20 protein-coding genes and 8 pseudogenes are annotated in these 23,983 nt (G+C 47.1%); 20 read left to right on the top strand and 8 right to left on the bottom strand.

Translation table 11 applies throughout. The features are described 5' to 3' along the window. Nucleotides 1-54: 54 nt before the first annotated feature. The 6 genes and pseudogenes from TZ48_RS03425 to TZ48_RS03400 all read left to right on the top strand — a co-directional run bounded on the left by TZ48_RS03425 (nucleotide 55) and on the right by TZ48_RS03400 (nucleotide 5,400). A pseudogene (locus TZ48_RS03425) lies at nucleotides 55-1,037 on the top strand (FAD:protein FMN transferase). 12 nt (nucleotides 1,038-1,049) lie between these two features. Next, nucleotides 1,050-1,283, top strand: coding sequence for a (Na+)-NQR maturation NqrM (gene nqrM / locus TZ48_RS03420; protein WP_042496878.1), 234 nt, complete (start codon nucleotides 1,050-1,052; stop codon nucleotides 1,281-1,283). A gap of 151 nt (nucleotides 1,284-1,434) precedes the next feature. Then, nucleotides 1,435-2,468 (top strand): annotated as a pseudogene (gene dinB / locus TZ48_RS03415) (DNA polymerase IV). A 1-nt stretch (nucleotide 2,469) separates the two neighbouring features. Next, the gene (locus TZ48_RS03410) at nucleotides 2,470-2,973 is read left to right on the top strand and encodes a GreA/GreB family elongation factor (protein ID WP_112478263.1); all 504 of its coding nucleotides are present in this window, start codon (nucleotides 2,470-2,472) and stop codon (nucleotides 2,971-2,973) included. A gap of 54 nt (nucleotides 2,974-3,027) precedes the next feature. Beyond that, the gene (locus TZ48_RS03405; RefSeq protein ID WP_112478262.1) at nucleotides 3,028-3,807 is read left to right on the top strand and encodes a YggN family protein; all 780 of its coding nucleotides are present in this window, start codon (nucleotides 3,028-3,030) and stop codon (nucleotides 3,805-3,807) included. 232 nt (nucleotides 3,808-4,039) lie between these two features. Beyond that, a pseudogene (locus TZ48_RS03400) lies at nucleotides 4,040-5,400 on the top strand (sodium-dependent transporter). Between the two features lie 61 nt (nucleotides 5,401-5,461). Here the strand turns inward: TZ48_RS03400 and TZ48_RS03395 are convergent. The 3 genes and pseudogenes from TZ48_RS03395 to TZ48_RS03385 all read right to left on the bottom strand — a co-directional run bounded on the left by TZ48_RS03395 (nucleotide 5,462) and on the right by TZ48_RS03385 (nucleotide 7,475). Beyond that, a complete protein-coding gene (locus tag TZ48_RS03395) occupies nucleotides 5,462-5,653 on the bottom strand; it encodes a DUF4250 domain-containing protein (protein ID WP_112478261.1) in 192 nt (63 codons plus the stop codon). 9 nt (nucleotides 5,654-5,662) lie between these two features. Then, nucleotides 5,663-5,868, bottom strand: a pseudogene (locus TZ48_RS03390) (YaeP family protein). 137 nt (nucleotides 5,869-6,005) lie between these two features. Continuing rightward, nucleotides 6,006-7,475: an aminoacyl-histidine dipeptidase gene (locus TZ48_RS03385; RefSeq protein WP_112478260.1), complete on the bottom strand. Its 1,470-nt coding sequence runs from the start codon at nucleotides 7,473-7,475 to the stop codon at nucleotides 6,006-6,008. Nucleotides 7,476-8,366: 891 nt separating this feature from the next. Between TZ48_RS03385 and TZ48_RS03380 the strand changes: the two are divergent. Both TZ48_RS03380 and gpt read left to right on the top strand, forming a co-directional pair. Continuing rightward, nucleotides 8,367-9,658, top strand: a pseudogene (locus tag TZ48_RS03380) (NCS2 family permease). 31 nt (nucleotides 9,659-9,689) lie between these two features. Beyond that, nucleotides 9,690-10,154, top strand: a complete 465-nt coding sequence (gene gpt / locus TZ48_RS03375) for a xanthine phosphoribosyltransferase (protein ID WP_042477599.1) — start codon at nucleotides 9,690-9,692, stop codon at nucleotides 10,152-10,154. Nucleotides 10,155-10,230: 76 nt separating this feature from the next. On the opposite strand, the gene TZ48_RS03370 is transcribed toward gpt, so the two are convergent. Then, entirely contained in the window at nucleotides 10,231-11,136 is a 906-nt protein-coding gene (locus tag TZ48_RS03370) for a DMT family transporter (RefSeq protein WP_275426406.1), read from the bottom strand. A gap of 109 nt (nucleotides 11,137-11,245) precedes the next feature. Between TZ48_RS03370 and ftrA the strand changes: the two genes are divergently transcribed. The 5 genes and pseudogenes from ftrA to TZ48_RS03345 all read left to right on the top strand — a co-directional run bounded on the left by ftrA (nucleotide 11,246) and on the right by TZ48_RS03345 (nucleotide 16,630). After that, on the top strand, nucleotides 11,246-12,253 hold the full coding sequence (ftrA, locus tag TZ48_RS03365) for a transcriptional regulator FtrA (RefSeq protein WP_112478258.1): 1,008 nt from the start codon (nucleotides 11,246-11,248) through the stop codon (nucleotides 12,251-12,253). A 50-nt stretch (nucleotides 12,254-12,303) separates the two neighbouring features. Then, nucleotides 12,304-13,550: pseudogene (frsA, locus tag TZ48_RS03360) on the top strand (esterase FrsA). Nucleotides 13,551-13,681: 131 nt separating this feature from the next. After that, on the top strand, nucleotides 13,682-14,071 hold the full coding sequence (gene crl / locus TZ48_RS03355) for a sigma factor-binding protein Crl (protein ID WP_112478257.1): 390 nt from the start codon (nucleotides 13,682-13,684) through the stop codon (nucleotides 14,069-14,071). 160 nt (nucleotides 14,072-14,231) lie between these two features. Next, a complete protein-coding gene (gene proB / locus TZ48_RS03350) occupies nucleotides 14,232-15,362 on the top strand; it encodes a glutamate 5-kinase (protein WP_112478256.1) in 1,131 nt (376 codons plus the stop codon). A gap of 17 nt (nucleotides 15,363-15,379) precedes the next feature. Then, complete coding sequence (locus tag TZ48_RS03345; RefSeq protein WP_112478255.1) at nucleotides 15,380-16,630, top strand: glutamate-5-semialdehyde dehydrogenase; 1,251 nt, start codon at nucleotides 15,380-15,382, stop codon at nucleotides 16,628-16,630. 80 nt (nucleotides 16,631-16,710) lie between these two features. Here TZ48_RS03345 and TZ48_RS03340 read toward each other — a convergent pair whose 3' ends face one another. Both TZ48_RS03340 and TZ48_RS03335 read right to left on the bottom strand, forming a co-directional pair. After that, complete coding sequence (locus tag TZ48_RS03340; protein WP_042496907.1) at nucleotides 16,711-17,184, bottom strand: YaiI/YqxD family protein; 474 nt, start codon at nucleotides 17,182-17,184, stop codon at nucleotides 16,711-16,713. Beyond that, nucleotides 17,177-17,464, bottom strand: coding sequence for a hypothetical protein (locus TZ48_RS03335; protein ID WP_112478296.1), 288 nt, complete (start codon nucleotides 17,462-17,464; stop codon nucleotides 17,177-17,179). Before TZ48_RS03335 ends, TZ48_RS03340 begins: the two co-directional genes overlap by 8 nt. Nucleotides 17,465-18,292: 828 nt before the next feature. On the opposite strand from TZ48_RS03335, the gene TZ48_RS03330 reads away from it, so the two are divergent. Continuing rightward, nucleotides 18,293-18,694, top strand: a complete 402-nt coding sequence (locus TZ48_RS03330) for a GNAT family N-acetyltransferase (RefSeq protein WP_239670687.1) — start codon at nucleotides 18,293-18,295, stop codon at nucleotides 18,692-18,694. A 66-nt stretch (nucleotides 18,695-18,760) separates the two neighbouring features. Here TZ48_RS03330 and TZ48_RS03325 read toward each other — a convergent pair whose 3' ends face one another. Together TZ48_RS03325 and TZ48_RS03320 are read right to left on the bottom strand one after the other, a co-directional pair. Then, nucleotides 18,761-19,060 carry a DUF3301 domain-containing protein gene (locus TZ48_RS03325; protein ID WP_112462101.1) on the bottom strand — a complete coding sequence of 100 codons (300 nt, stop codon included), beginning with the start codon at nucleotides 19,058-19,060 and terminating at the stop codon, nucleotides 18,761-18,763. 9 nt (nucleotides 19,061-19,069) lie between these two features. Continuing rightward, nucleotides 19,070-20,119, bottom strand: a complete 1,050-nt coding sequence (locus TZ48_RS03320; RefSeq protein ID WP_112478254.1) for a DUF3549 family protein — start codon at nucleotides 20,117-20,119, stop codon at nucleotides 19,070-19,072. A gap of 135 nt (nucleotides 20,120-20,254) precedes the next feature. Here TZ48_RS03320 and TZ48_RS03315 point away from each other — a divergent pair, with 135 nt between their 5' ends. From TZ48_RS03315 to TZ48_RS03290, 6 genes and pseudogenes are all read left to right on the top strand, one after another. Then, nucleotides 20,255-20,551 carry a YqcC family protein gene (locus TZ48_RS03315; protein ID WP_112478253.1) on the top strand — a complete coding sequence of 99 codons (297 nt, stop codon included), beginning with the start codon at nucleotides 20,255-20,257 and terminating at the stop codon, nucleotides 20,549-20,551. After that, nucleotides 20,548-21,320, top strand: a pseudogene (truC, locus tag TZ48_RS03310) (tRNA pseudouridine(65) synthase TruC). The gene TZ48_RS03315 and the pseudogene truC overlap by 4 nt, the downstream one beginning before the upstream one ends. An 82-nt stretch (nucleotides 21,321-21,402) precedes the next feature. Then, on the top strand, nucleotides 21,403-21,852 hold the full coding sequence (nrdR, locus tag TZ48_RS03305) for a transcriptional regulator NrdR (protein ID WP_042496919.1): 450 nt from the start codon (nucleotides 21,403-21,405) through the stop codon (nucleotides 21,850-21,852). 35 nt (nucleotides 21,853-21,887) lie between these two features. Continuing rightward, a pseudogene (gene ribD / locus TZ48_RS03300) lies at nucleotides 21,888-22,995 on the top strand (bifunctional diaminohydroxyphosphoribosylaminopyrimidine deaminase/5-amino-6-(5-phosphoribosylamino)uracil reductase RibD). A gap of 3 nt (nucleotides 22,996-22,998) precedes the next feature. Then, complete coding sequence (locus TZ48_RS03295; protein ID WP_112478252.1) at nucleotides 22,999-23,652, top strand: riboflavin synthase; 654 nt, start codon at nucleotides 22,999-23,001, stop codon at nucleotides 23,650-23,652. Nucleotides 23,653-23,729: 77 nt separating this feature from the next. Next, the coding region (locus TZ48_RS03290) for a 3,4-dihydroxy-2-butanone-4-phosphate synthase (protein ID WP_239670686.1) at nucleotides 23,730-23,983 on the top strand (254 nt) is incomplete at its 3' end.

Here is a 23,983-nt window from a genome sequence, read left to right as displayed (position 1 = left end):
TTTCATCTAACTAAGTTTCATTTAACTAAACAGTTGAAATTAGTGCTAGCCGCAATGCTAGCAGCGGTACTTTTAACCGCGTGTGGTAATGATCGTGAGCAAGTGCATTTGAGCGGCCCGACAATGGGGACGATTTATAATGTGAAATACATTGCGACCGACAATAGCCCAAAACCGGAAACCATTCAGGCAGAGCTTAATCGCTTACTTGAACAAGTGAACGACCAAATGTCGACTTATCGCCAAGATTCTGAGTTGAGCCGCTTCAACCGTTTCTATGGGACAGAAGCATTTCCTGTATCGAAACAAACCGCGATTGTGGTGAAAGAAGCAATTCGACTCAATGAAGTCACATTGGGCGCTTTGGACGTGACAGTAGGGCCTTTGGTTAACCTTTGGGGCTTTGGCCCAGAAGCGCGTCCAGAAGTCGTACCGACAGAAGAGCAACTTGCTGAGCGCAAAGCGCAAACGGGCATTCAGCATCTTTCTGCAACTGAGACGACGTTGAAGAAAGACCTGCATGGTTTGTATGTGGACTTGTCGACGATTGCAAAAGGTGGGGAGTCGATGTCCTCGCTGAATATCTAGAGCGTATCGGCGTTCAAGATTATATGGTCGAAGTCGGTGGTGAGATGCGCTTGAAAGGTCTTAACCGTGAAGGCGTGAAATGGCGTATCGCGATTGAAAAGCCAGCGACGGATGAGCGTAGTGTTCAAGAAATCATTGAGCCAGGCGACATGGCTATCGCAACGTCAGGCGACTACCGTAATTACTTTGAGCAAGACGGTGTTCGTTACTCACACATTATCGACCCGAAAACGGGCAAGCCTATCAACAACAAAGTGGTGTCGGTGACGGTTCTTGATAAGTCTTCTATGACAGCAGACGGTTTAGCGACAGGCTTGATGGTACTGGGTGAAGAGCAAGCACTGGAAGTTGCCGAGCAAAATGGCATTCCAGCGTTTATTATTGTAAAAACAGAAGATGGGTTTGATGAAATCGCGTCGAGCGCGTTTATGCCTTACCTCAACAAGTAACGGGTGACAACTATGAGTACATTTCTAATTACTTTCGGCGTTTTTCTTGCGGTGATTGTTGCCATGTCTGTGGGTTACATCTTCCAAAAGAAAGTAGTAAAAGGCAGTTGTGGCGGTCTTGGTGCCGTTGGTGTCGACAAGGTATGTAACTGCCCAGAGCCATGTGATGCTCGTAAAAAGCGTGAAGCACGTGAGCAAGCGCGAGCAGAAAAGCTCGCGGCTTGGGAAAAAGATCGCATCGCTTAATCAAGCCTTTCGATAACTGAATAACAAAGACCAGAGCAACGCTCTGGTCTTTTTGGTTGGTTCTCACTCAAAATCGGCGTATACTTTTAACTGTATAAATAAACAGTTCAATGCCGTGTCTGACTCTATTCGAAAATTCATCCATGTGGATATGGATTGCTTCTACGCTGCGGTAGAGATGCGTGATAATCCACATTATCGAGGTAAGCCTCTTGCCGTTGGTGGCAGCGAGCGCAGCGTGGGGTGATCAGCACGTGTAACTATGAAGCGAGAAAGTTTGGTGTCCGCTCAGCGATGCCGACGGCTCAAGCCTTAAAGCTGTGTCCTAATTTGCTGCTCGTCCCAGGACGAATGGAAGTTTACAAAGAAACCTCAAAGCACATACGAGAAATTTTTGCTCGCTATACCTCGCTCATTGAGCCGCTATCGCTCGATGAGGCCTACCTCGATGTCACAGATTCCCCTCACTGTCAAAACTCAGCGACGCGCATTGCTGAGCGTATTCGTGCCGATATCTGGAATGAATTGCAACTGACCGCATCTGCAGGGGTGGCGCCGCTTAAGTTTTTGGCCAAGATTGCCTCGGATATGAATAAACCCAATGGGCAGTTTGTGATCCCACCCGATCAAGTGCAACAAGTGGTCGATGAGTTGGATTTGGGCAAAATACCGGGTGTCGGGAAGGTTAGCTTAGAGAAACTCAATAGTGCCGGCTTTTTTACCTGCTTGGATATTCGCAAAAGTGACTATCGAGAGTTGATTGTGCGTTTCGGTCGCTTGGGCGCTTCATTATGGAAGAAAAGTCATGGCATTGATGAAAGACAAGTTGTCGTGGAGCGAGAAAGAAAGTCGATTGGCGTTGAGCGCACCTTTAGCGTCAACATCTCCAGTTTTGACGAGTGTTGGCAGGTGATTGAAGACAAACTGTATCCGGAACTTGAATCTCGCCTCGCAAGAGCGACACCGAAACGCAATGTCATCAAACAAGGAATTAAGGTAAAGTTTGCAGACTTTAAGTTAACCACCATTGAACACGTACACAACCAGCTCGATCTCCCTTATTTCAAAGACTTGCTGCGCGAGGTACTTGAAAGGCAGCAAGGGCGAGAAATTCGACTGCTGGGATTGAGTGTGATGCTAGAGCCTTTAGAGCAAGCTCGGCAACTGTCAATGTTTGAGGAATAGTATGGACAAGCGCGCACTGCTGACTGCAGTGATAAATGAACTTGAAAGCAAAGTGACAACACTGGTCTCAGCCATGGAGCAAACCGTGGATGCCGCGACCAATGAAGAAACCGTACCAGAGCACAAATATGACACGTTAGCATTAGAAGCGTCCTATTTGGCACATGGTCAGGCCATGCGTTTAGAGCAAATAAAGAGCGACATCGCAACGCTAAAGCGCACGACGCTGCGAGAATTTTCTGAGCAAGACAGTGTTGGGTTAACGGCTTTAGTCTGTGTCGAGAATGATGATGAGCATATCGCATGGTATTGGATGTTGCCCTGTGGCGGTGGCGTGACAATAAAGGATGCTGAGGTAACAACGGACTCTGGGTTGGCGGCGCTCACTGTGGTGACTCCCCATTCGCCACTCGGTAAGGCTTTGCTAGGACAGAATATCGATGATGAAGTGAGTCTGGCTATCGGAGATCCCGTGCAGCACTATGCTATTATCTCGATTCAGTAACGACACTGGATCGCGTCGACAATTAGACAGCCGATCAAACCAATAAGGTGTGCTATGAAATTACCTCAACTTTTTCCAACGACAACAGCGCTGCTTAGCGGTGTCGTACTGAGCAGTGCTTTAGTGGCGAGCAATGCTTACGCTTTTGGGCAATGCGGCGTGGACATTAAGAATGAAGTTCACCTAGATGGTGAACAAGTCGAAATCGTTAAAGCCAGTTCTAAGGTCCTGATTGATGGAGACAACAACCTGTTCATTAACGGTAAAGCGATTGAACTGAGTCGGTTACAACAAGATGCCTTGGAAAGCTATCGAGAGAATATGAACAAGTACGTGCCTCAAGCGAAAGAGCTCGCGTCTAATGGCCTTGAGCTAACCAATGAACTTATCGATGACGTCGCTGAGAGTTTCGATAACTCTGAGGCGTTTCAAAACGTCAAACAAGCGGTTGGTGAGTTTTTTGAAGATGTTCAATCTCGCTACGAAGAGAACGGTGATTTTGTTCTAAAGTCTGAAGCCTTTAGCAGTTTTATGGACAATTGGGAGCAAGATTTAGCCAAGGCAAAAGAGGTCTTTAACAAAGAGTTTTTCAGTAGCGCATTTACTGCGTTACAAGAGAAGATGAGTGAAGAGGGTGGGTTAAATCTTACAGAGCTCTCTAAACAGATGGATGAACTCAAAGCAAAAATGTCGGACACCATGAAAGAACAGTCAGAGTCGTTAAAGCAGCAGGCAGAAGAGTACTGTGACTCGCTAAATGATGTCGCAGAGCAAGAGCAGCAGTTACAGAAAACCATTCCGGAGCTTAAGGACTATCAAGTCTTTACTATCTAAATGCCACTCTAACTGATGCGTTCGCCCCAAAGGAAATAGGTATTTTCTTTGGGGCTTTTTATTTCATTTAAGTAGATTTAGCTAGTTCGGGTATCTACATGACGCTCATGTTGCGGGTGTTTTATTTGCTTGGGTAGTAAAAATTAGAGTATTACGCCAAAAACATTTGCTCTTCATTCATTTTTCACATACCGTACCAGCAAACTAGTACAACATGATAAGTGCAGTAGGTATGTCAAACACATCTTCCGCTCCAAGAGAGCACTTTGGTTCCCGATTAGGCTTTATTCTTGCCGCAGCAGGTGCAGCCGTTGGACTGGGCAATATTTGGGGTTTCCCAACACAAGCTGCCAGCAATGGTGGTGGTGCTTTCCTTTTAGTGTATTTAGTCATGATATTGGTCGTGGCGTTTCCTATGTTAGTGGTGGAAATGGCCATTGGTCGACATGGACAAGCCAACCCTGTCGATAGCATGAAATCTCTTACCTCCCATCCTATCGGCAAGCAGTTGGGTGGCATGGTCGGCTGGATCGGCCTTGCGGTACCTTGTGCGGTATTGGCGTTCTATTCCATCGTTGGCGGCTGGCTGATTTGCTTCTTGTTTGGCGCACTGGCAGACATCGCCGGTCTGACGTCACTCGCGGATTGGTTCAAAGGATTTAGTGTCGAAAGAAACGTGTTTGGTACGGTGCTTTTCTATTTGTTGACGGTGTTGATTGTTCAAGGCGGGGTAAAGAAAGGCATTGAAAAATGGTCGACACGTTTGATGCCGTCGCTGTTTATCCTTTTTGGATTGCTGTTTATCTATATCATGATGCAGCAGGGTGCAATTGAAGGTCTTAAACATTACTTGATCCCAGATTTTGAAAAAGTATGGGACAGAAAACTCATTCTCGCAGCCATGGGACAAGGCTTCTTCTCGTTGACGATTGGTGGCTGCTCGATGCTTATCTACGGCTCTTATTTGTCGAAAAAAGAGAACCTACCGAAGATGGCGATGAATGTGACCTTAGTCGATACGTCGGTAGCGTTTATTGCAGGTCTCGTAGTGATGCCGGCGATGTTTGTCGCGATGCAAAAAGGCGTTCAGATTTACGCAGAAGACGGCTCACTACTGAGTTCTGATACTTTGGTGTTTACGGTGTTACCATTGATGTTTGAGTCATTGGGCATGCTTGGCTTAGTGTTCTCTGTGGTGTTTTTCTTGCTGTTGACCATTGCGGCGCTAACGTCATCCATTTCGATGTTGGAGTGTCCGGTTGCCCTTGTCGATGAGCGCTTTAACACCGGTCGTAAGAAAACCAGTTGGGTACTCGGTGCGCTTATTGCGCTGTTTAGTATCTACATCGTACTTAATTTTGGTGAACTGTTCGGCTTTGTCGCTATGGTTGCGACGCAATACTTACAGCCTATTGCCGCACTCTTGTTCTGCTTGTTTGGTGGTTGGGTATGGAGCCGCGCGAGTAAGATCAAAGAGCTTGAGCAAGGTTGCCCGGACTTCCAACTTGGCTGGTTTGGTAAAGTATGGCCTTGGTACGTGAAGTTTATCTGCCAGTGCTTGTCGTTACCGTGATTTGGGCGTCATTTGGCTGATCACTGACTATGATTCAAGCATGAAAAAACACCGCTGAGGGAAACCTAGCGGTGTTTTTGTTTATCTAAACTGACCGGCATCTTCTAGGAAGTCAAAGCCTGCACTGGCAAGCTTTTCGATAAGAGCAGTTTTGCTGATGTCGAAGTAGCTGACGAGCTTATCTAAATCCCCGCCAAAGTCGTCGCGCAGTTTCATGTTGACGATACTCATTAGCATCACAGGATCCATAGTTTCAAAGTTGGCTAGATTCATCGTTAGTCTCTACTTGTCTTCAAAATCCGAAATCAATAAGTTTGCCGCCGCGAAGGCGCTTGCTCGCGCACGTCTTTTGGAAGGCTTTCGTTAGCAGCCACTTCGTTTAGCGCACGAACGGCACATGAAATTGCTTGTGGAATGTAGGCTTGGTCGCCACTACCAATTTGTGCGTAGATTTCACGAACCAATTCACAACAACCGTAAACTTGCATAATGTCTTTCTCTATAAATGATAACTGGTCTCAATATACACAGGCTGCAGAGGAAACTCAAAAGCCACAATTGATGTGAAACAAAAAAGCCGATGTTTTGGTTAAACATCGGCTTATCAATCACAACACTGGCTTAATTACGCTTTAGCCGGAATCGCTTCTAGTAGGGCTACCATTTGGTTCCAGAATAGCTCAACCGTGTCAATTTTCACTTTCTCGTCAGGCGAGTGAGGGAACTTAATGGTTGGGCCGAAAGAGACCATGTCCATGTTTGGATACGGTTCTTTGAATAGGCCACACTCTAGACCTGCGTGGATCACCATGATGTTTGGTTTGTGACCGTAGATACCTTGGTACATATCACGGAAGATAGCCATGATCTCAGATTCTGGATCTGGTTTCCAACCCGGGTACGCGCCTGAACACTCAATGGTTGCACCAGCAAGTTCAGCGACAGATGCCAGCATTCCCTCAACCTGAGAGCGGCCAGAATCGATTAGCGAGCGAATAAGACATAGCACTTCAACTTTATCCGCTTGCGTCGTGATTACACCAACGTTAAGTGACGTCTCAACGACACCTTCAATGTCGTCACTCATACGAATAACACCATTCGGACAAGCATTCAGTGCTGCGATAAAGCGGGATTGAGCATTAGACTCGAACACATCGCCAAGATCTGCGGCTTCGTTAAAGCTAACAATGTCAGTTTCAATAGCGCCTAGCTCAGATTTCAGAAGCTCAGTGTAGAAGCTGTAAAGTTCTTCTAGCTTAGCTAGGTTTTCTTCTGGTAGTGCCAGAGTAACAAAACCTTCGCGTGGAATAGCGTTACGTAGACTGCCGCCACGGAATTCAATGAGACGAGCATCAAGTTCTTTGGCGTGACCTGCTAAGAAACGGCCAAGCAGTTTGTTGGCGTTGCCACGACCAGTGTGAATATCACAGCCAGAGTGGCCGCCTTTTAGACCTTTCAGTGTTAGCTGACGTGCAACATAGCCTTGAGGTGCCGCTTCGCGAGTGATGTCGAAGGTGATAGCTGCGTCAATACCGCCCGCACAACCCATGTACACTTCGCCTTCTTGCTCAGAGTCAGTGTTGAGAAGAATGTCACCTTCTAGCCAACCTGCCTCTAGGCCGAATGCGCCAGTCATGCCGGCTTCTTCATCGATGGTCAGTAGAACTTCTAGTGGGCCGTGTTTGATGTCGTTTGAAGCAAGTACAGCCAGGCACGTTGCCATGCCGATGCCATTGTCAGCACCAAGCGTTGTGCCTTTCGCGGTTACCCATTCACCATCAATATATGGCTGGATTGGGTCTTGAGTGAAATCGTGGTCAGTGTCTTCATTTTTCTGAGGCACCATGTCGATGTGCGCTTGTAGAACTACACCTTTTTTATTTTCCATGCCTGCTGTTGCTGGCTTTTTGATAAACACGTTGCCTGTTGCGTCGCGTTTAACATCAAGACCTTGCTCTTTCGCCCAGCCGATAATGTATTGTGCTAGGGCTTCTTCATGCTTTGAAGGGTGTGGGATTGAGCAGATTTTGTCGAAAAATTGCCAAACCGGTGCTGGTGACAACTTGCTGATTTCAGAATGGAATTCAGACACGGAACTCTCCTTTATGCAGACTAGGCTAGATTGTTATTCCTCAGATGATTGGATTAGAGGTGAGAACATCTGGTTTTCTAGCTTATTTAAGATAAAGCCAAGGATACCATTAGTTGTAAACAACGAGTAGTAAAAGCAAAGCAATTATGTAATCTCGCGTGGTACTGAAATGATTTATAAAATGAGTGTGTTTGCATATTAATGATAATATTATCCGTAATAAAATTACAGAAATGGCGGTAAATTTCAGCAAATATGAAATTTGTGTGACTTGGATCGCCATTGGGGTTGTAATTTAAATCCGATATGGTATTCTTTTGAACAGTTGAGTGATTCAACAAAGTTTGTTCAAGGATTGAGCCCGATTTATCGCCTCCAAGGAACCGAGATTCAAAGCAACTTTTCCCATTATTTGTTTTGTTAGAAGGTGATGTTATGCAAGGTTTAGCAAGCGCGATGTTTTGGACTAATCAAAACGTATACACGAAAGGCTTCGCGTACAATGTCTACTACGGTAGATAGCAATCAAGGTTTTCCCCTTAATTTAGAATTTGTTCTTGGTTATATACCCCAATTGATGACCAAATTATTCTACCGCCACTCCTAGGAGTGGCGTTTTTTTTGCCTTTTTCTAGGAAATGCCACATTAATCTCAAAATGTATGGTGATTTTTTGTCCAGTTGCCTCACCGTGTCACTATGATGAAGTAGGGCGCGTACGCGGTAACTATTTCAATTTGTTAGCAGTCGTTACCGAATAGGTTTCATATCAACCGGAAAATATGTTGATTAGAGTCTAAATTCTAGCTGGAATTTGCGTTTTGATAACCTTATAATTCGCGCCAATCGTTTACGCAACCGTTTACTTTTTACACTTTTTAGGGATTCGATTATGCTCGAGAAGCTGTTCAAGCTCAGTGAAAATGGCACCACAGTGCGCACTGAGGTTATCGCAGGTATTACTACCTTCCTGACGATGGCTTACATTATCTTTGTTAACCCAGCAATTCTAGCTGATGCCGGCATGGATCGCGGCGCAGTATTCGTTGCAACCTGTCTAGCAGCTGCGATTGGCTGTTTTATCATGGGTTTTGTTGCTAACTACCCAATTGCTCAAGCGCCAGGTATGGGTCTAAACGCCTTCTTTACCTATGCGGTTGTTCTGGGCATGGGTTATACATGGCAAGTCGCACTGGCGGCGGTATTCTGCTCTGGTATTTTATTCATTCTATTGAGTGTGTTTAAGATCCGTGAGTGGATTATTAACTCCATTCCTATGTCGCTTCGTACCGGCATCTCAGCGGGTATCGGTCTGTTCCTTGCGCTGATTGCTCTAAAGAACGCGGGTATCGTCGTTGATAACCCAGCGACGCTTGTCTCTCTAGGTCACATTACTTCTCTACCAGCACACTGGCTGCTGTCGGTTTCTTCATTACTATCGCTCTTGTCCACCGTGGCGTGAAAGGTGCGGTAATGATTGCCATCCTTGCAGTAACAGGTCTAGGCCTTATTTTTGGTGATGTTCAGTGGGGCGGCATTATGTCTACGCCACCAAGCATTGCACCAACGTTCATGCAGCTTGATTTCTCTGCAGTGTTCGAAATCGGTATGATTTCTGTTGTGTTTGCTTTCCTATTTGTTGACTTGTTCGACACGGCAGGCACGCTAGTAGGCGTAGCTCAAAAAGCAGACCTTATCGGTAAAGATGGTAAAATTCCTCGCCTCAACAAAGCACTACTGGCTGACTCAACAGCGACTTCAGTAGGTGCACTACTGGGTACATCAAACACAACGTCTTATGTAGAGAGTACAGCAGGCGTTGCAGCCGGTGGTCGTACAGGTCTGACTGCAGTTGTTGTTGGCATTTTGTTTGTACTTGCATTATTCTTCTCGCCTTTGGCGGGTATGATCCCAGCTTACGCAACCGCGGGTGCGCTATTCTATGTAGCAATCCTCATGATGTCTGGTCTAGTTGGTATCGACTGGAGAGACATCACTGAAGCGGCACCGGTTGTTGTCACTTGCTTGCTGATGCCATTTACATTCTCAATTGCAGAGGGCATCTCACTTGGCTTCATCGCTTATGCTGCTATTAAGGCATTGAGTGGTAAAGGTCGCGACGTATCTATGAGTGTATGGGTAATGTCTGCAATCTTTGTCATCAAGTACATTGTGGCTGCTTAAGTCTCGAATACGGTTTAATTAGGTTATTATTATGGCTAACAAATTCATCATCACTTGGGACAATATGCACGCATATTGCCGTCAACTCGCTGAGCGTCAAATGCCAGCTGAACAGTGGAAAGGCATTATCGGTGTAAGTCGTGGCGGTCTAGTACCAGCAGCGATTCTAGCTCGTGAGCTAGGTATTCGTTATGTAGATACAGTATGTATCTCTAGCTACGACCACGATCACCAACGTGATATGACGGTACTGAAAGCACCAGAGCACGACGGTGAAGGTTACCTAATCGTTGATGATCTAGTGGATAGCGGCGACACGGCTCGTAAAATCCGTGAAATGTACCCTAAAGCTAAACTAGTAACAGTGTGTGCTAAGCCTGCTGGCGTTGAGCTAGTTGACGAATACATTGTTGATATCGACCAAGATTGTTGGATCGAACAGCCATGGGATATGGCGCTGTCTTACGTTGAGCCAATTAACCGTAAGCAAAAGTAAACAGTGATGTTTGAAAAACCGCGATAGTTGATATCGCGGTTTTTTTTCGTCTGGCCATGAGTTTGTCTTTTGCATGTTACTCAGCCGGTTTGTTGGTTAGCGAGCTTCTAGAAGCTTGGCGACGCTTTGGTTCATAGTTGGAGATAGCCACACCGACAAAGATGATGGCAGACCCTATCCACTGACTGATAGATATCTCTTCCTTAAGGTAGAACACCGATAGGAACACGGTAATCACAGGTACCAAATTAATAAATGACGATGCACTGGCGGCGCCGATAACGGAAATGGCTTGGTTGAAAAATAGATATGCCACCACAGAGCCACCCAATGCCATAAACAGAACGGCAATAATCGCGTCTAGCCCTACCGGCTTTAATACCATGGCACTATCCGTCATCCACCACTCCAAAAGTGGCCAAGGCAGCAACAATAGGCTCCCGTAAAAGAAGATGTAGTACATAAACAGATGGTTAGGCGTATCTTGTTTATTGCGCTCCACAAAAATGTTGTACACCGCAAAGCAGAAAGTGCTAACTAACAGCAGCAAATCGCCCACCGAATACTCAATACTGAGCAGTTTCTCCAATTGCCCATCAAATACGATGTAAATAACCCCGATATAGGCAGCTATAAAGCCAATCACTTTTGTGAGACTCTCTCGCTTGCCGCTGCAGGCTGCGATAAACAGTGTCAGGCATGGAATCGTAGCTTCAATGACTCCCGCATTAAACGCACTCGACAGGTCAAGGCCTCGGAAGTAAAAGTAATAGCATGCCGTGATCCCAAAGAATGCAGTTAGCGCTACCCTCAAATGACGCATCAAGGGCATAGAATAGCTTTGAATTTGTCGCCGATAGAGTAGCGCTAGCACTAAGGCGGCAATACCAAATCGCAAAATGGTGACCATGGAGACTGAAAAGGTCTCCATCGCTATTTTCCCGGCAATCGCCGAGCCTCCCCAAAAAAAGCAGAGAGAAATAATTTGAAGTAGGTCGTCAGGTTCATCGCTTGGCTAAAGTCCATGTGTGGTAATCTTTATAAAAGGCTATAAGCAAAAAGGCTCATACAACAGGATGGATAGAGACAAAATGCCCCAAGATCATGCCAACTCGCTGCCACACTCTGTTGTTTTAGTGGGGTTCGAGTCACTGAGAACTTTTGAGTTTGGCTGTGCGGTGGAAATATTTGGACTTGAGCGACCGGAGCTTGGCGTTGATTGGTACCAGTTTAAGGTTTGTGGCATAGAGTCACGTACCGTACAAGCCATTGGGGGCGTATCGGTGACGTTTGAGCACGGCCCTGAGATATTAGAGCAAGCCGATACCATCATTCTTCCTGGTTGGCGAAATGTGGATGAGCAGCCGCCAGAGGTATTGGTGAATGCACTTAAGCGCGCACATGAACGTGGTGCACGAATTTGCAGTATTTGCACTGGGGCATTTGTGCTTGCGGCAGCGGGATTGTTAAACGGCCGCTCAGCGACAACACATTGGCACCACTCAAACCTACTTTCACAGCGCTATCCAAGCCTTCGGGTATCATCATCTTCGTTATACATTGAAGATGGGAACATGGTGACCTCTGCGGGTTCGGCCGCCGGGTTGGATATGATGCTCTATATCGTGCGACAGGATCACGGTTATCGGATTGCTAACATGGTCGCGCAGCGCCTTGTTATTCCTGCTTACCGAGATGGAGACCAGTTGCAGATCGTTTCGCAGCAGGCGATGGCGACATCGCAGACCAAGATAGCGGAAGTAATGGATTGGGTAAGAGAGCGATTGTCTGAATCTCATACAGTGGATTCGCTAGCACGCCAAATGGATATGACGCCGCGCACCTTTCAGCGAACATTCAAGAATGTCGTCGGACTGCCGGTGATTGAATGGTTAACGCGAGCACGAGTGGATCGCGCCAAGGAGCTGCTAGCCACAACCTCGTCAACGGTGTCACACATTGCTTACCATTGTGGGTTTGCGTCTGAAAGCACTTTTCGTCATCAGTTTCGTAAGTTAGTAAGTCAAACACCGACTGAGTTTCGACGTCAGTTTGTGGGTAATTTGCCGCAAATGAGAGACAAAAACACTGAATATTAGCGATTATTCGATTATATTGTTGCTGTTAACAGGTAATGCTAGGTGCGCGTATGTCCGAAGAAGTCAGCAAAAACATCTCTGAAACCTTGTTTGAAAAAAACAAGCAGGCCAAAGAAACCTCTCACCTTATCCGATACATGCCAAGCAGTATCCGCATACTTGAGGAGCGTCAGTCACAGCAGCCCACCTCGTGGTATCGTAATCTATTACGCTTGCAATGGGTTTGGCAGGGCATGGATCCGATTGAGCTAGAGTCGGTGCTGGCGAAGATTGCCTCTTCGGACCACTCACGCACTGTCGATGAGTGGCTGGACACTGTTATGGGCTATCACAGTGGTAACTGGAACTATGAGTGGACCAAGCATGGCATGATGCATCAAAAACGTGCCAATGACTTGCAAGGCGATGCCGCGGCGGAAGAGCTGTTTAAGGCTTCCCTGAGCTTTAGCATCGCAGGCTATCCGCATCTTAAAAATGACAACTTGGCGCTGCAAGCACAGGTGCTGGCAAACAATGCCTACAACGAAGCCGCGAAACACACCAGCCACATCATTAAGCAAGTTGAGATCCCATATCAGAATCGACGTATTACCGCTAATCTTCACCTGGTAAGCACCGAAAAACCTCAGCCAGTTGTCATCGTCAGTGCTGGGCTAGATACGCTGCAAACGGATATGTGGCGACTATTTAGAGACTATTTAGCCCCAGCTGGCATCGCCATGCTTACTGTCGATATGCCATCAATAGGACACAGCTCTCATTGGCCACTAACCGAAGACACATCGTGTCTGCACCAGGCGGTATTAAGTGAGCTTCCGCATATTCCTTGGGTGGATCACTTTAGAGTCGGATTGCTTGGCTTTCGATTTGGTGGCAATGCCATGGCTCGCTTGTCGTTCCTTGAACCAGATAAGATTAAAGCATGCGTGACGCTAGGTGCACCTATTCACCATTGCTTAGCGACACCGCAGATCATTCAGTCAATGCCAAAAATGTACATCGATATGCTCGCGTCGCGTCTTGGGAAAGATGCCGTAGATATTAATAGCCTTGCCGGACAACTGATGGCGTGGTCGCTGAAAATTCAAGCTTCTTATCCTCTCGCCGAACCAAAGTGCCTATTTTGGCGATGAGTATGGAAGGGGATATCGTGTCACCGCTGTCCGATAACCGCCTGTTAGCGATGTTTAGCCAATATGGTAAAGCACGTGAAATACCTGCGAAAGGTATCGCAAAGGGATATGAGCAATCCCTCGAAATGGCCATCAAGTGGTTGGAGGACGAACTTTTAAAGTGACATTTGTGCGAATTTAGTGAACTATGTGAAATGATTGTGTAATCAAGTGCATGATAAAAATATAAATTAAACACAATTTATTATCGCTATTTGTTTTTTATCCCTATTTCATATAGAAACGGAGTTTCCCTATGTCAGAAACGGCGAAAACCCCTACTCACTATCGCTTAATTGCTGCGTTTAAAGCTATTGGTCCGTATTTACGAGAAACCTTGAGTAAAGACGGTAGCTATCACTTTGACTGTCTTTCGGTGTGCGTGGATGATACCAAGTCTCCAGAAGATAGAGAGTTTTGGGGCTGGTGGCTCGACTTAGCCCTTGTAGATGGGCAGTTTGAGGCGACGTATCAAATTGGTCGCTACAATCAAACCGGTGAGTGGATTTTAGAATCGGCACCAAAATCGGCTATTAACGAGATAAATCGCACCCAAGAGGTGTTTCATCAAAAATTGGAAGCGACACTCAACGATAAATTCGAACTGGCTGTCTCTATCCATGACGACTCCGTAGAGTTTGTATAACTCTCGAAAAAAAAGGCTCCAAAGCCTGCTCTGCGCAGCTTTGGAGCCTTTTTTGTGTCTCTTTTCCCCACGCTTTGCTTTTTTACTTGTACAAATGATGTTTGATTGCTAAAACATCACTCCTTATTCAATTTTTCACGTCAAACAAGTAGAGATAACTTTGGATATTACTCGTCAAACTGCCGATAAAAAAACGGTAGTGGTGAAGTTAGGTACTAGCGTCCTAACAGGTGGTTCCCTAGCGCTAAACAAAGCGCACATGGTTGAGCTGGTCAGACAATGTGCCGAGCTGAAAAAGCTTGGGCACTCCGTTGTAATGGTATCTTCTGGTGCAATTGCGGCGGGTCGTGAGCACCTAGGCTACCCCGAACTTCCCAAAACGATGGCGAGTAAGCAGCTATTAGCCGCCGTTGGTCAAAGCCAGCTTATTCAAGTATGGGAGTCTTTGTTTGCTATTTACGGGCTTAAAATCGGTCAAATGCTACTAACGCGCGCCGATCTTGAAGACCGTGAGCGCTTTCTTAATGCGCGCGATACCATCAATGCTTTGGTTGAGAACGACATCATTCCAGTGGTGAACGAAAATGATGCGGTCGCGACCAGTGAAATTAAGGTTGGTGACAACGACAACCTATCGGCCTTGGTAGGCATTTTGTGTGGTGCGGATAAGCTGTTGCTGCTGACTGACCAACGCGGTTTGTTCACAGCTGATCCTCGCAAAGACCCAAATGCAGAGCTGATCCGTGAAGTCACAACGATTGACGAGACACTTCGCAAAATCGCAGGTGGCAGCGGCACTACATTAGGTACCGGTGGCATGGCAACCAAGCTTCAAGCGGCAGACATTGCACGCCGAGCGGGGATTGAGGTTATTATTGCAGCGGGTAGTGCGGAAAACGTAGTGTTTGACTCTCTATCTGATGAGCCTCAAGGTACTCGCTTCCTGCCTCTACCAGAAGCATTGGAAAATCGTAAACGTTGGATTCTTGCAGGCCCTGCGGCAACCGGTAACATTGTTATCGATTCAGGCGCAGTGAATGCGGTAATAGGCAAGGGCAGTAGCTTGCTTGCCAAAGGGGTTATAAAAGTTTCAGGCCGCTTCGCTCGTGGTGAAGTGGTACGTGTGACGACCAATGACGGAGCTTTAGTTGCAAAAGGAATTTGTGGCTACTCCGATGCCGATCTGGCCAAAATAGCTGGCAAGCACAGTAAAGAAATTGCTGATACGCTTGGCTATGATTATGGTGCAGAAGTGATTCATCGCGACGATATGGTCGTCATTCAAGATTAAGAATAAAGGGAACCGTTATGGACATGATTAAACTAGGCCAAAACGCGAAGCAAGCCAGCTTTGCTTTGGCGACCGCGTCAACGGCGCAAAAGAATCGCGCACTGCAAATCATCGCCGATGAACTTGAAGCGAACGCAGACGTTATTTTGAAAGCGAACGCGAAAGACATCGACCTAGGCCGCGAAGCCGGTCTAACAGAAGCGCTACTTGATCGTCTACTGCTTAACGAACAGCGCCTGAAAGGCATTGCAGATGACGTTCGCAACGTTATCACGCTGTCTGATCCTGTTGGTAGTGAAATCGATAGCAAAGTGCTTGAAAATGGCATGAGCCTATCGCGTCGCCGCGTACCACTTGGTGTTGTTGGCGTGATTTATGAAGCGCGCCCAAACGTTACGATTGATATCGCAGCACTGTGTTTGAAAACCGGCAACGCCAGTATTCTTCGTGGCGGTAAAGAGACGTTCTTCTCTAACATGGAACTGGTTAAAGTGATTCAGTCTGCTCTTGATAAAGCAGGTCTGCCTGCCGCATCAGTACAGTACATCGAAAAACCGGATCGTGAACTGGTTTCACAACTGCTTAAATTGGATGACTACGTGGATATGATCATCCCTCGTGGTGGTGCTGGTCTGCACAAGATGTGTAAAGAGAACAGCAACATCCCAGTGATCATTGGTGGCTTTGGCATCAGTCATATCTTTGTGGATGACAGCGCGGATCTGACTCGCTCTTTGGATGTGGTTGAGAACTCAAAAGTGCAACGCCCTTCAGCATGTAACTCATTAGATACTCTGCTTGTGCATGAGAACGTTGCTGCTGAGTTCCTGCCAATGATTGCGGAGCGCTTGAAAGGTAAAGTCTCACTGGTTGCAGAGCCAAAAGCGAAAGCGATGTTGGCAGGCTTTGATGATCTGAGTGATGCCGCTGAAGGCGACTTCGATACTGAATGGCTAAGCTTCACTCTAGGCGTGAAAGTCGTGGCTGATGTTGAAGAAGCGATTGACCATATGCGTGTTCATAATGCTAGTCACTCAGACTCTATCATGACCAACAGCCTGGTGAACTCAGAGAAGTTCATTAACTCTGTTGGTTCAGCGGCTGTGTACGTGAATGCCTCTACACGCTTTACGGATGGTGCGCAGTTTGGTCTTGGTGCTGAAGTCGCGGTATCGACGCAAAAACTGCACGCGCGCGGCCCTATGGGCTTGGAAGAGCTCACCAGCTACAAATGGGTGGGGAAAGCGGACTACTTGCCACGTCCTTAACGCTTGAATACGCCCAAATATAAAAAGAGTTAGTCGAATATCGGCTGACTCTTTTTTTGTCTGGAGATTGTCGACTTCGCCTAGCGCGTTGCTCTTGCTAGAAATCTATCCAAATGATTGGCAAACTCGCGGCGCTCTGTTTGCCCAAGTGGCGCAGGACCGCCAGTTTGAACGCCACTCGAGCGCATGGTGTCCATAAAGTCACGGATATTGAGGCGAGCCTTAATCGTGTCTTTGGTGTAAAGCTCGCCACGTGGGCTGAGCGCCACAGCGTTTTTGGTGATGACTTCATCTGCTAAAGGAATATCAGAGGTAATAACCAGGTCACCGGCGTTGACTCTTTTCACGATTTCATTGTCTGCAATGTCAAAACCAGCAGGTACGGTCAGTGAGTGGATATTGTCTCGCTTTGGTACAGGTACGCTGTGGTTAGCCACAAAGGTGCAAGTCAAACCCGTACGCTCGGCGGCGCGGCACAGTGTCTCTCTAATCACTTTTGGGCAAGCATCGGCATCGACCCAGATCTTAACGGCTTGTTTTAACGGTTCAGTCACGAGATTGCTCCAATGCGGCTAATCGCTGAGTCAGCGCGGCAACTTGCTGTTCTAATTCTTTCACTCTTAGCTCTAGCGGTTGTTCTGCTTTCTCAGCCGCGATTTCAACTTTTGGTACATGTTGGCTGCTCTTCCAGGATTTGATCACAGTGATCAGCGCAGGCATTGGTACTTTAGTCTTCAATCGCGCCTTTACGAGTGCAACCGTTGGCTCTTTTCCCTCGGCGTGCAATGAGCTGATTGCAGCTTCAATCTCAGCAGAGACATCTTTGGTCATCATGGTGGTTATTCCGTTAAATAGGCTTTGCATTAATAGTACCTTCGAATCTAAGGGAGGTACAGGCGGAGCTTATGTGACAGGCATCACCAGCGACTTTAAGCGAACGAATCTAAGACATTAGCCAATTTGGAAACCCCCTGTGCGAGATCTCTCACACGAGCTGTGAGATAAAGAGAAAAGATCGCCAGAAATTTGGAAGGAAAAATAGTTAACTATATGTTTAATATGGCATTTAACCTTAACTTAACAGTGTCAGTGCAAAACTTTTTGTATTGGGTAGATTGTCCAGAATCGCCATTAGGGTAAATTAGAACCTGTCGGAAGGATGCTGACACGGAACAGGAATGACATTGGAAGGTCATCTTCAGGAAGAAGATTTGGTTACCAAGGGAAACGTAACCAGCACGGAAGTTAGGATAGCGCGGGAAGCGAACAATCATCAGGACGGTGATTTTTAAGGAAATGGATACACTCAGGAAGAGTGCAGGAACCCCATCAGGATGATGGTCAAGGACACCGCTCAAGGAACAAGTGAAGCGAGCTGACTGGGATGGTTAGCGTCATTGGATGAGATGGACACCGCTAGGACGGCGACGAATGGATATAGCTGAAGGATTCAGCCACTATTACGGATGATGCATGGAGCATTTTTAGTAGCCGGACTGCTGCGAGTAAGACTATAGCCCCAATACGCAAGTGTTGGGGCTTTTCTTATTTATAAACCCTAACTTTCATACTTCTCATGTAAGTGTCGCACTTAATCTAAAGAACGCAGAGTCTAAAGCCTATATTAGGTTACTTGGGTATTTAGTTACGAAAAGGAAGTCAATGACAATAGTTACTCGCAGAACCATTCTCGTCCCCTATACCGACTATTTAGAGTCGGATTTTCTGATGCTTAACGTGTGCGCGAAAAATCGTAAACACATGAATGGTCCTCATACCCTAGCCACTGCGCGCCGATTGTTTCAATCCATACTGAGCGATTCAAAGTTCTATGCGATGGCGGCACTGGATCTGCGTACGCGCGATTATATGGGGCATATTTTCATTGAGCGTGGAGCAGAAGGTGAAGGAGAGATAGGCTATATCTTTGATAAGCAATACTGGAACAAAGGGATTGCAACAGAGGTATTAAGAGCGTTTATTCCCGATGCTGTTCATACATTAGGCTTAAGAGGCTTGAAGCGAACGTTGACACTGACCATGCTTCTTCGATTCGATTGCTGAGTAAACTTGGGTTTGAGCAGTACGGACAAGCGGAAGATGAGCATGGCCCGTACTATCAGTTTCAATCTACATTCGGTGTGCCGGAAAGTGAAAATTCAGCACATGGAAGCCTTTCATCACCAGCTTACCTTGATAATAGTCGTCACCAAGCGCTGAAAACTCAAACTCATAAATAGTATGCCAACCGAATCGGCCGTTGGCATCTCTTAGCCTGTGAGCGCCAAACGAGACGCTCAACATTTGCAGATCTAACTCCTTACAGCGACGTGTCACCGCCGCTTTAGCAATCTCAGATTGACGCCGCTGCTGCCAAAATACAAAGCAGAACATACTCAGCGCCAATATCATCAAAAGATTATCTATCATTTCACCTTCCTAGTGAGTTTTTCCTTGTGTTGCAGCTTGTTGCAGCGCCACCAATGCGCTGGCGAGCTCTGGTGATGGGCTAGAGTGCAGCAATGGCAAAAGCACCAAACGCAGGCTCGGCATCATCACCAGATCGGCAAACAACTGATTAAACAAGCCTTGGTTACCCGTTTGTGCTAGACGTACCAAAAACTTCTCGGCTAAGGCTGGAGTAGTCAGAGGCTGCCATGCACGGCCTGCAATGGCAATCAGCACTTCTTGATGACTCAAACGCGCACTGGCCAAAATTTCAGTCACCAATGACTCAAGTTGCTCTGGCTTGCCACCCGATAACGCGCGAGCATAGGCCGCTAATAAGAACAGATCCGGATCATCGGACTCACATTCAAATTGAGCAAGTTCGCGCAAGCTTGTGGAGAGCTTTTCTGGCAACGCCACATGCTCAAGAGCCCCAAGTAGGGCATAACGGGGCTCGCTTGCAAGGTGACGCAAACTGGTACGGATCAAGCGGCCATTTTCTTCTTGCCCAAGCCTTGCTGCCATATCCGTGATGCCTTGCAGCCCAACCGTTTGCCAGTTATCCCAGCCAAGGTCACCACGGAAGTAGTCACGAGCATGTTGGTAATATTGGCTGGTGGTGAGATCGAGCTTCGCTCTGACTAAGCTATGGAAGACAGCCAACTTGTCGTCTGTTGGCTTAAACGTAAATGGGTTGTTGGACAGCTTTTGTTGCTGCTCTTCACTCATCTCTTTTCCAAGACGCGTACCCATTGCTTCAAGAACATATTTTAGAAACTGGCCGACATCGCCTTGGCTTAGCAAACCGCGCTCATCCAACTGGAATTTAAGGAACCAAATCCAAGGTTGTTTTTCTTCGTTCCAGTAGGCGATGGCGAACTGAGCCTGTCTTTGAATCGGATACGGGTAAGGCTGACTGGCGCGCTCGACGGCAGCAAACTGGTCGTTATCAATCAGTTGTACACGTCTTGAGATATCGTAAATATGATATTGGCAGCCACTGTTGACCAATAGATCCGTCAAAGTATGAATGGTTTCCATGGAGGGGTTCCTAGTACGGTTTGGGTATAGAACAATAGATGGTATTCTATCGCCAATTTTCAAGTCATTGACGACCATTTTCAATAGCGATGATGCAAACTCGTGAAATAGTTCGTCGCGCTACTAGATAGATCTATGAAGTTATTACTTATTGAGCTGAAACAGCAGCTTAAAAAACACGCACTTTGGCAGCAGCATGCCCCAGATGCAGCGGCATTGAGTAGCCAACAGCCTTTCGCGGTCGATACCCTTGAGCCTCAAGAGTGGTTGCAATGGATTTTTATTGCCCGAATGGAATCTCTGATTGAGGCGGGTGGCGACACGCCAAAAGGGTTTGAAATCACGCCATACTTTGAAGAGGTGTGGAAGCTTCGCCCTGAGTTGAATGAGGTTCTAACGGTGCTTAAACAGATAGATGAGGCTGCAAAATGAGTGAATCGACTGCGTTGCCAGAGGTGGAGCCATTAGAGATTGTCTATCGAGATGAGTTCCTCATCGCGGTGAACAAACCTGCGGGTATGTTGGTACACCGTTCATGGCTTGATAAAAACGAAACACGTTTTGTCATGCAAACTCTGCGCGACCAAATTGGTCAGCATGTTTTCCCTTTACACCGCTTGGATAGACCGACATCGGGCGTGCTGTTGTTTGCGCTTTCCAGTGAGATAGCCGCAAAAGCGATGCCGATGTTTGCCGAGCACAATATTGAGAAAACTTACCATGCCATCGTACGTGGCTGGATTGAGCAAGGTGATGTTTTAGATTATCCACTGAAAGTGGAACTCGATAAGATTGCCGACAAGTTTGCCGATCAAGAAAAAGAGGCGCAGCAGCAGTCACCGCATATGAGCCTTTGGCTAAGGTTGAAGTGCCACACTCAACAGGACGTTTTCCAACCAGCCGCTACTGCCTAATGGAAATGAAGCCGAAGACGGGTCGCAAGCATCAGCTTCGTCGTCATATGCATCATTTGAGTCACCCCATTGTCGGTGACACGACTCATGGTGATGGCCGACATAACCGCTTGTTTAGAGAGCATTACGATGCCCATCGCATGTTATTGCACGCATCTTGTTTGACGTTTAACCACCCAATGACGGGTGAGCCAGTGCGTATTCAAGCAGGGTTTGATTCAGTTTGGCTGAGCCTAATGAGTGAGTTTGGCTGGCAAGAGTGTGACGCCATCCAAGATTACACCTAATTACGTTACTTTACGGGCTAAATAGTGGATTTCTTAATAGATGAATTTTCGCTAAACTGTGGGCTAAACCATAGGAGGTGTTATGCATTGTCCATTTTGTTCAGAAAATGACACAAAAGTTATCGATTCCAGACTGGTAGCCGATGGCCATCAGGTGCGCCGTCGTCGCCAATGTTTGGCGTGCAGTGAGCGTTTCACCACCTTTGAAACCGCCGAACTGGTTATGCCAAAGGTGATTAAATCCAATGGTAATCGTGAGCCTTTCAACAAGGATAAGATGGTCGGCGGTATCCAGCGAGCGCTAGAAAAGCGCCCTGTAAGTGCTGACTCGATTGAACTTGCGATCAGTCACATTGAATCTCAACTTCGCGCTACCGGCGAGCGTGAAGTCCCAAGCGAAATGATAGGTAACCTAGTCATGACTCAGCTCAAGGAGCTGGATAAAGTGGCGTATATTCGTTTCGCCTCTGTTTACCGTAGTTTTGAAGATATTCGCGAGTTCGGTGAAGAAATCGCTCGCTTGGAAGACTAACGGCTCACTCAAATAAGCGATAGGTATGGATTACTATGAGTCAGTTTAGCGCTATTGACTATCAGATGATGAGCTTAGCGATTGACCTAGCCAAGAAAGGCCGCTTCACCACTGCTCCAAACCCGAATGTCGGCTGCGTGATCACGCAAAATGATGTCATTGTGGGGCAGGGATACCATAAGAAAGCGGGAGAGCCGCACGCCGAAGTGCATGCAATGCGTATGGCGGGAGAACAAACTAAGGGCGCTACGGCGTACGTCACCTTAGAGCCATGTTCCCATTATGGGCGCACACCACCCTGCGCCGAAGGCTGATAAAAGCGGGCGTCGCTAAAGTCGTCTGTGCCATGTCCGATCCAAACCCACAAGTCGCCGGGCGTGGTTTTGCCATGCTTGAAGAGGCGGGTATTGAAGTGCAGGTTGGCATCTTAGAGCAAGATGCGCGAGCACTAAACCGCGGTTTTCTAAAGAAAATGGAAACCAATCGTCCCTTCGTTCAGCTTAAAATGGCGGCCAGTCTCGATGGCCAAACCGCACTGGCTAATGGTCAAAGCCAGTGGATCACAGGCGCTGAAGCGCGCCGCGATGTGCAGGCCTACCGTGCTGAAGCTGGCGCGATTTTGTCGACTAGCCGCACCGTGATTGATGACAATGCCTCTCTCAATGTTCGCTGGAATGAATTGCCAAGCCAAGTTCACTCGGTGATTGACTCGACAGAGCTTCGTCAGCCAACTCGAGTTATTTTAGACAGACAGAATCAGCTCAGCGCCGATCTAAAACTGTTCAGCACTGAAGGCACCATCATCCGAGTGGCGCATGAAGGTGGCGATCTCAATATCCCAGCAGGTTCAATCGGGCAGCTAGACCTTGCTCAAACGCTAGATGCACTGGCGGCAGAGCACCAAATTAACCATGTTTGGGTGGAAGCGGGCGCGACGCTGGCGGGCTCGATGATCGAGCAGCAGCTTGTCGATGAGCTTATTGTCTATTTAGCACCTAAGCTTATGGGGCTGATGGTCGAGGACTGATCGGCGCGCTTGGGCTTGAGTCGATGCAACAGGTTATCGAACTCGACATTAAAGATATTCGAATGGTGGGCAGTGATATTCGAATCGTTGCCACGCCACAACTCATAAAGAAATAGAAGATGTTTACAGGAATTATTGAAGCCGTTGGTACCCTAAAAGCGATCACGCCAAAAGGGGAAGACATCAGCGTCACCGTTGACGTAGGCAAACTGGACATGGGCGATGTAAAGCTCGGTGACAGCATTGCGACCAATGGTGTGTGTCTCACTGTGGTGGCGTTCACCGACAGTAGTTACCAAGCGGATTTATCATTAGAGACGCTTAAGAAAACGGGCTTTGCCAATTACAGTGTGGGTGACAAGGTGAACCTTGAGAAAGCCATGCTGCCGACCACGCGTTTCGGTGGTCATATTGTCTCTGGCCACGTTGATGGTGTGGGTGAGATTGTCGATAGACAGCAGGTCGGTCGTGCAGTGGAGTACTGGGTACAGATGCCATCAGAGATCACTAAGTATGTCGCTGAAAAAGGCTCGATTACCGTTGATGGTATTAGTTTAACGGTGAACGATCTTCGAAAAGATGCGTTTAAGCTGACTATCGTGCCGCATACGTCGGAAGAGACGACCATCGACCAGTTCCAGGTTGGCAGAAAAGTAAACCTTGAAGTCGATGTTATGGCTCGTTACATGGAGCGATTACTTCAAGCGCAGACGCACTCTGAGCCTGAGTCGAGACTGACGATGGAATTCTTACAACAAAATGGTTTTGCCTAGTTTCTCGCATTTAAATATCGAAGAACATTAGAGCCGTAAAACCTAGATAAAAACGATCGCAACAACAGGAACGTGAAATGCCAATTAGTACGCCGCAAGAAATCATTGAAGATATCCGTTTAGGAAAAATGGTCATCCTGATGGATGACGAAGATCGTGAAAACGAAGGCGACCTTATCATGGCCGCTGAACATATTACTCCTGAAGCTATCAACTTTATGGCCACCCATGGTCGCGGTCTTATCTGCTTGACCATGACCAAGGAACGCTGTGAAACGCTGGGTCTGCCACCAATGGTGCAAGACAACAACGCGCAATACACAACAAACTT

Origin of the sequence: Vibrio variabilis, from assembly GCF_003263785.1 — a bacterium.
Taxonomy (GTDB): domain Bacteria; phylum Pseudomonadota; class Gammaproteobacteria; order Enterobacterales; family Vibrionaceae; genus Vibrio; species Vibrio variabilis.
This window is presented reverse-complemented; position numbering and strand designations above follow the sequence as displayed.

Coding starts and splice junctions, on each gene's coding strand:
- nqrM (WP_042496878.1), top strand. CDS start 1,050: ATGAGTACATTTCTAATTACTTTCGGCGTTTTTCTTGCGGTGATTGTT.
- TZ48_RS03410 (WP_112478263.1), top strand. CDS start 2,470: ATGGACAAGCGCGCACTGCTGACTGCAGTGATAAATGAACTTGAAAGC.
- TZ48_RS03405 (WP_112478262.1), top strand. CDS start 3,028: ATGAAATTACCTCAACTTTTTCCAACGACAACAGCGCTGCTTAGCGGT.
- TZ48_RS03395 (WP_112478261.1), bottom strand. CDS start 5,653: ATGAATCTAGCCAACTTTGAAACTATGGATCCTGTGATGCTAATGAGT.
- gpt (WP_042477599.1), top strand. CDS start 9,690: ATGGCTAACAAATTCATCATCACTTGGGACAATATGCACGCATATTGC.
- ftrA (WP_112478258.1), top strand. CDS start 11,246: ATGCCCCAAGATCATGCCAACTCGCTGCCACACTCTGTTGTTTTAGTG.
- crl (WP_112478257.1), top strand. CDS start 13,682: ATGTCAGAAACGGCGAAAACCCCTACTCACTATCGCTTAATTGCTGCG.
- TZ48_RS03345 (WP_112478255.1), top strand. CDS start 15,380: ATGGACATGATTAAACTAGGCCAAAACGCGAAGCAAGCCAGCTTTGCT.
- TZ48_RS03335 (WP_112478296.1), bottom strand. CDS start 17,464: ATGATGACCAAAGATGTCTCTGCTGAGATTGAAGCTGCAATCAGCTCA.
- TZ48_RS03330 (WP_239670687.1), top strand. CDS start 18,293: ATGACAATAGTTACTCGCAGAACCATTCTCGTCCCCTATACCGACTAT.
- TZ48_RS03325 (WP_112462101.1), bottom strand. CDS start 19,060: ATGATAGATAATCTTTTGATGATATTGGCGCTGAGTATGTTCTGCTTT.
- TZ48_RS03320 (WP_112478254.1), bottom strand. CDS start 20,119: ATGGAAACCATTCATACTTTGACGGATCTATTGGTCAACAGTGGCTGC.
- TZ48_RS03315 (WP_112478253.1), top strand. CDS start 20,255: ATGAAGTTATTACTTATTGAGCTGAAACAGCAGCTTAAAAAACACGCA.
- nrdR (WP_042496919.1), top strand. CDS start 21,403: ATGCATTGTCCATTTTGTTCAGAAAATGACACAAAAGTTATCGATTCC.
- TZ48_RS03295 (WP_112478252.1), top strand. CDS start 22,999: ATGTTTACAGGAATTATTGAAGCCGTTGGTACCCTAAAAGCGATCACG.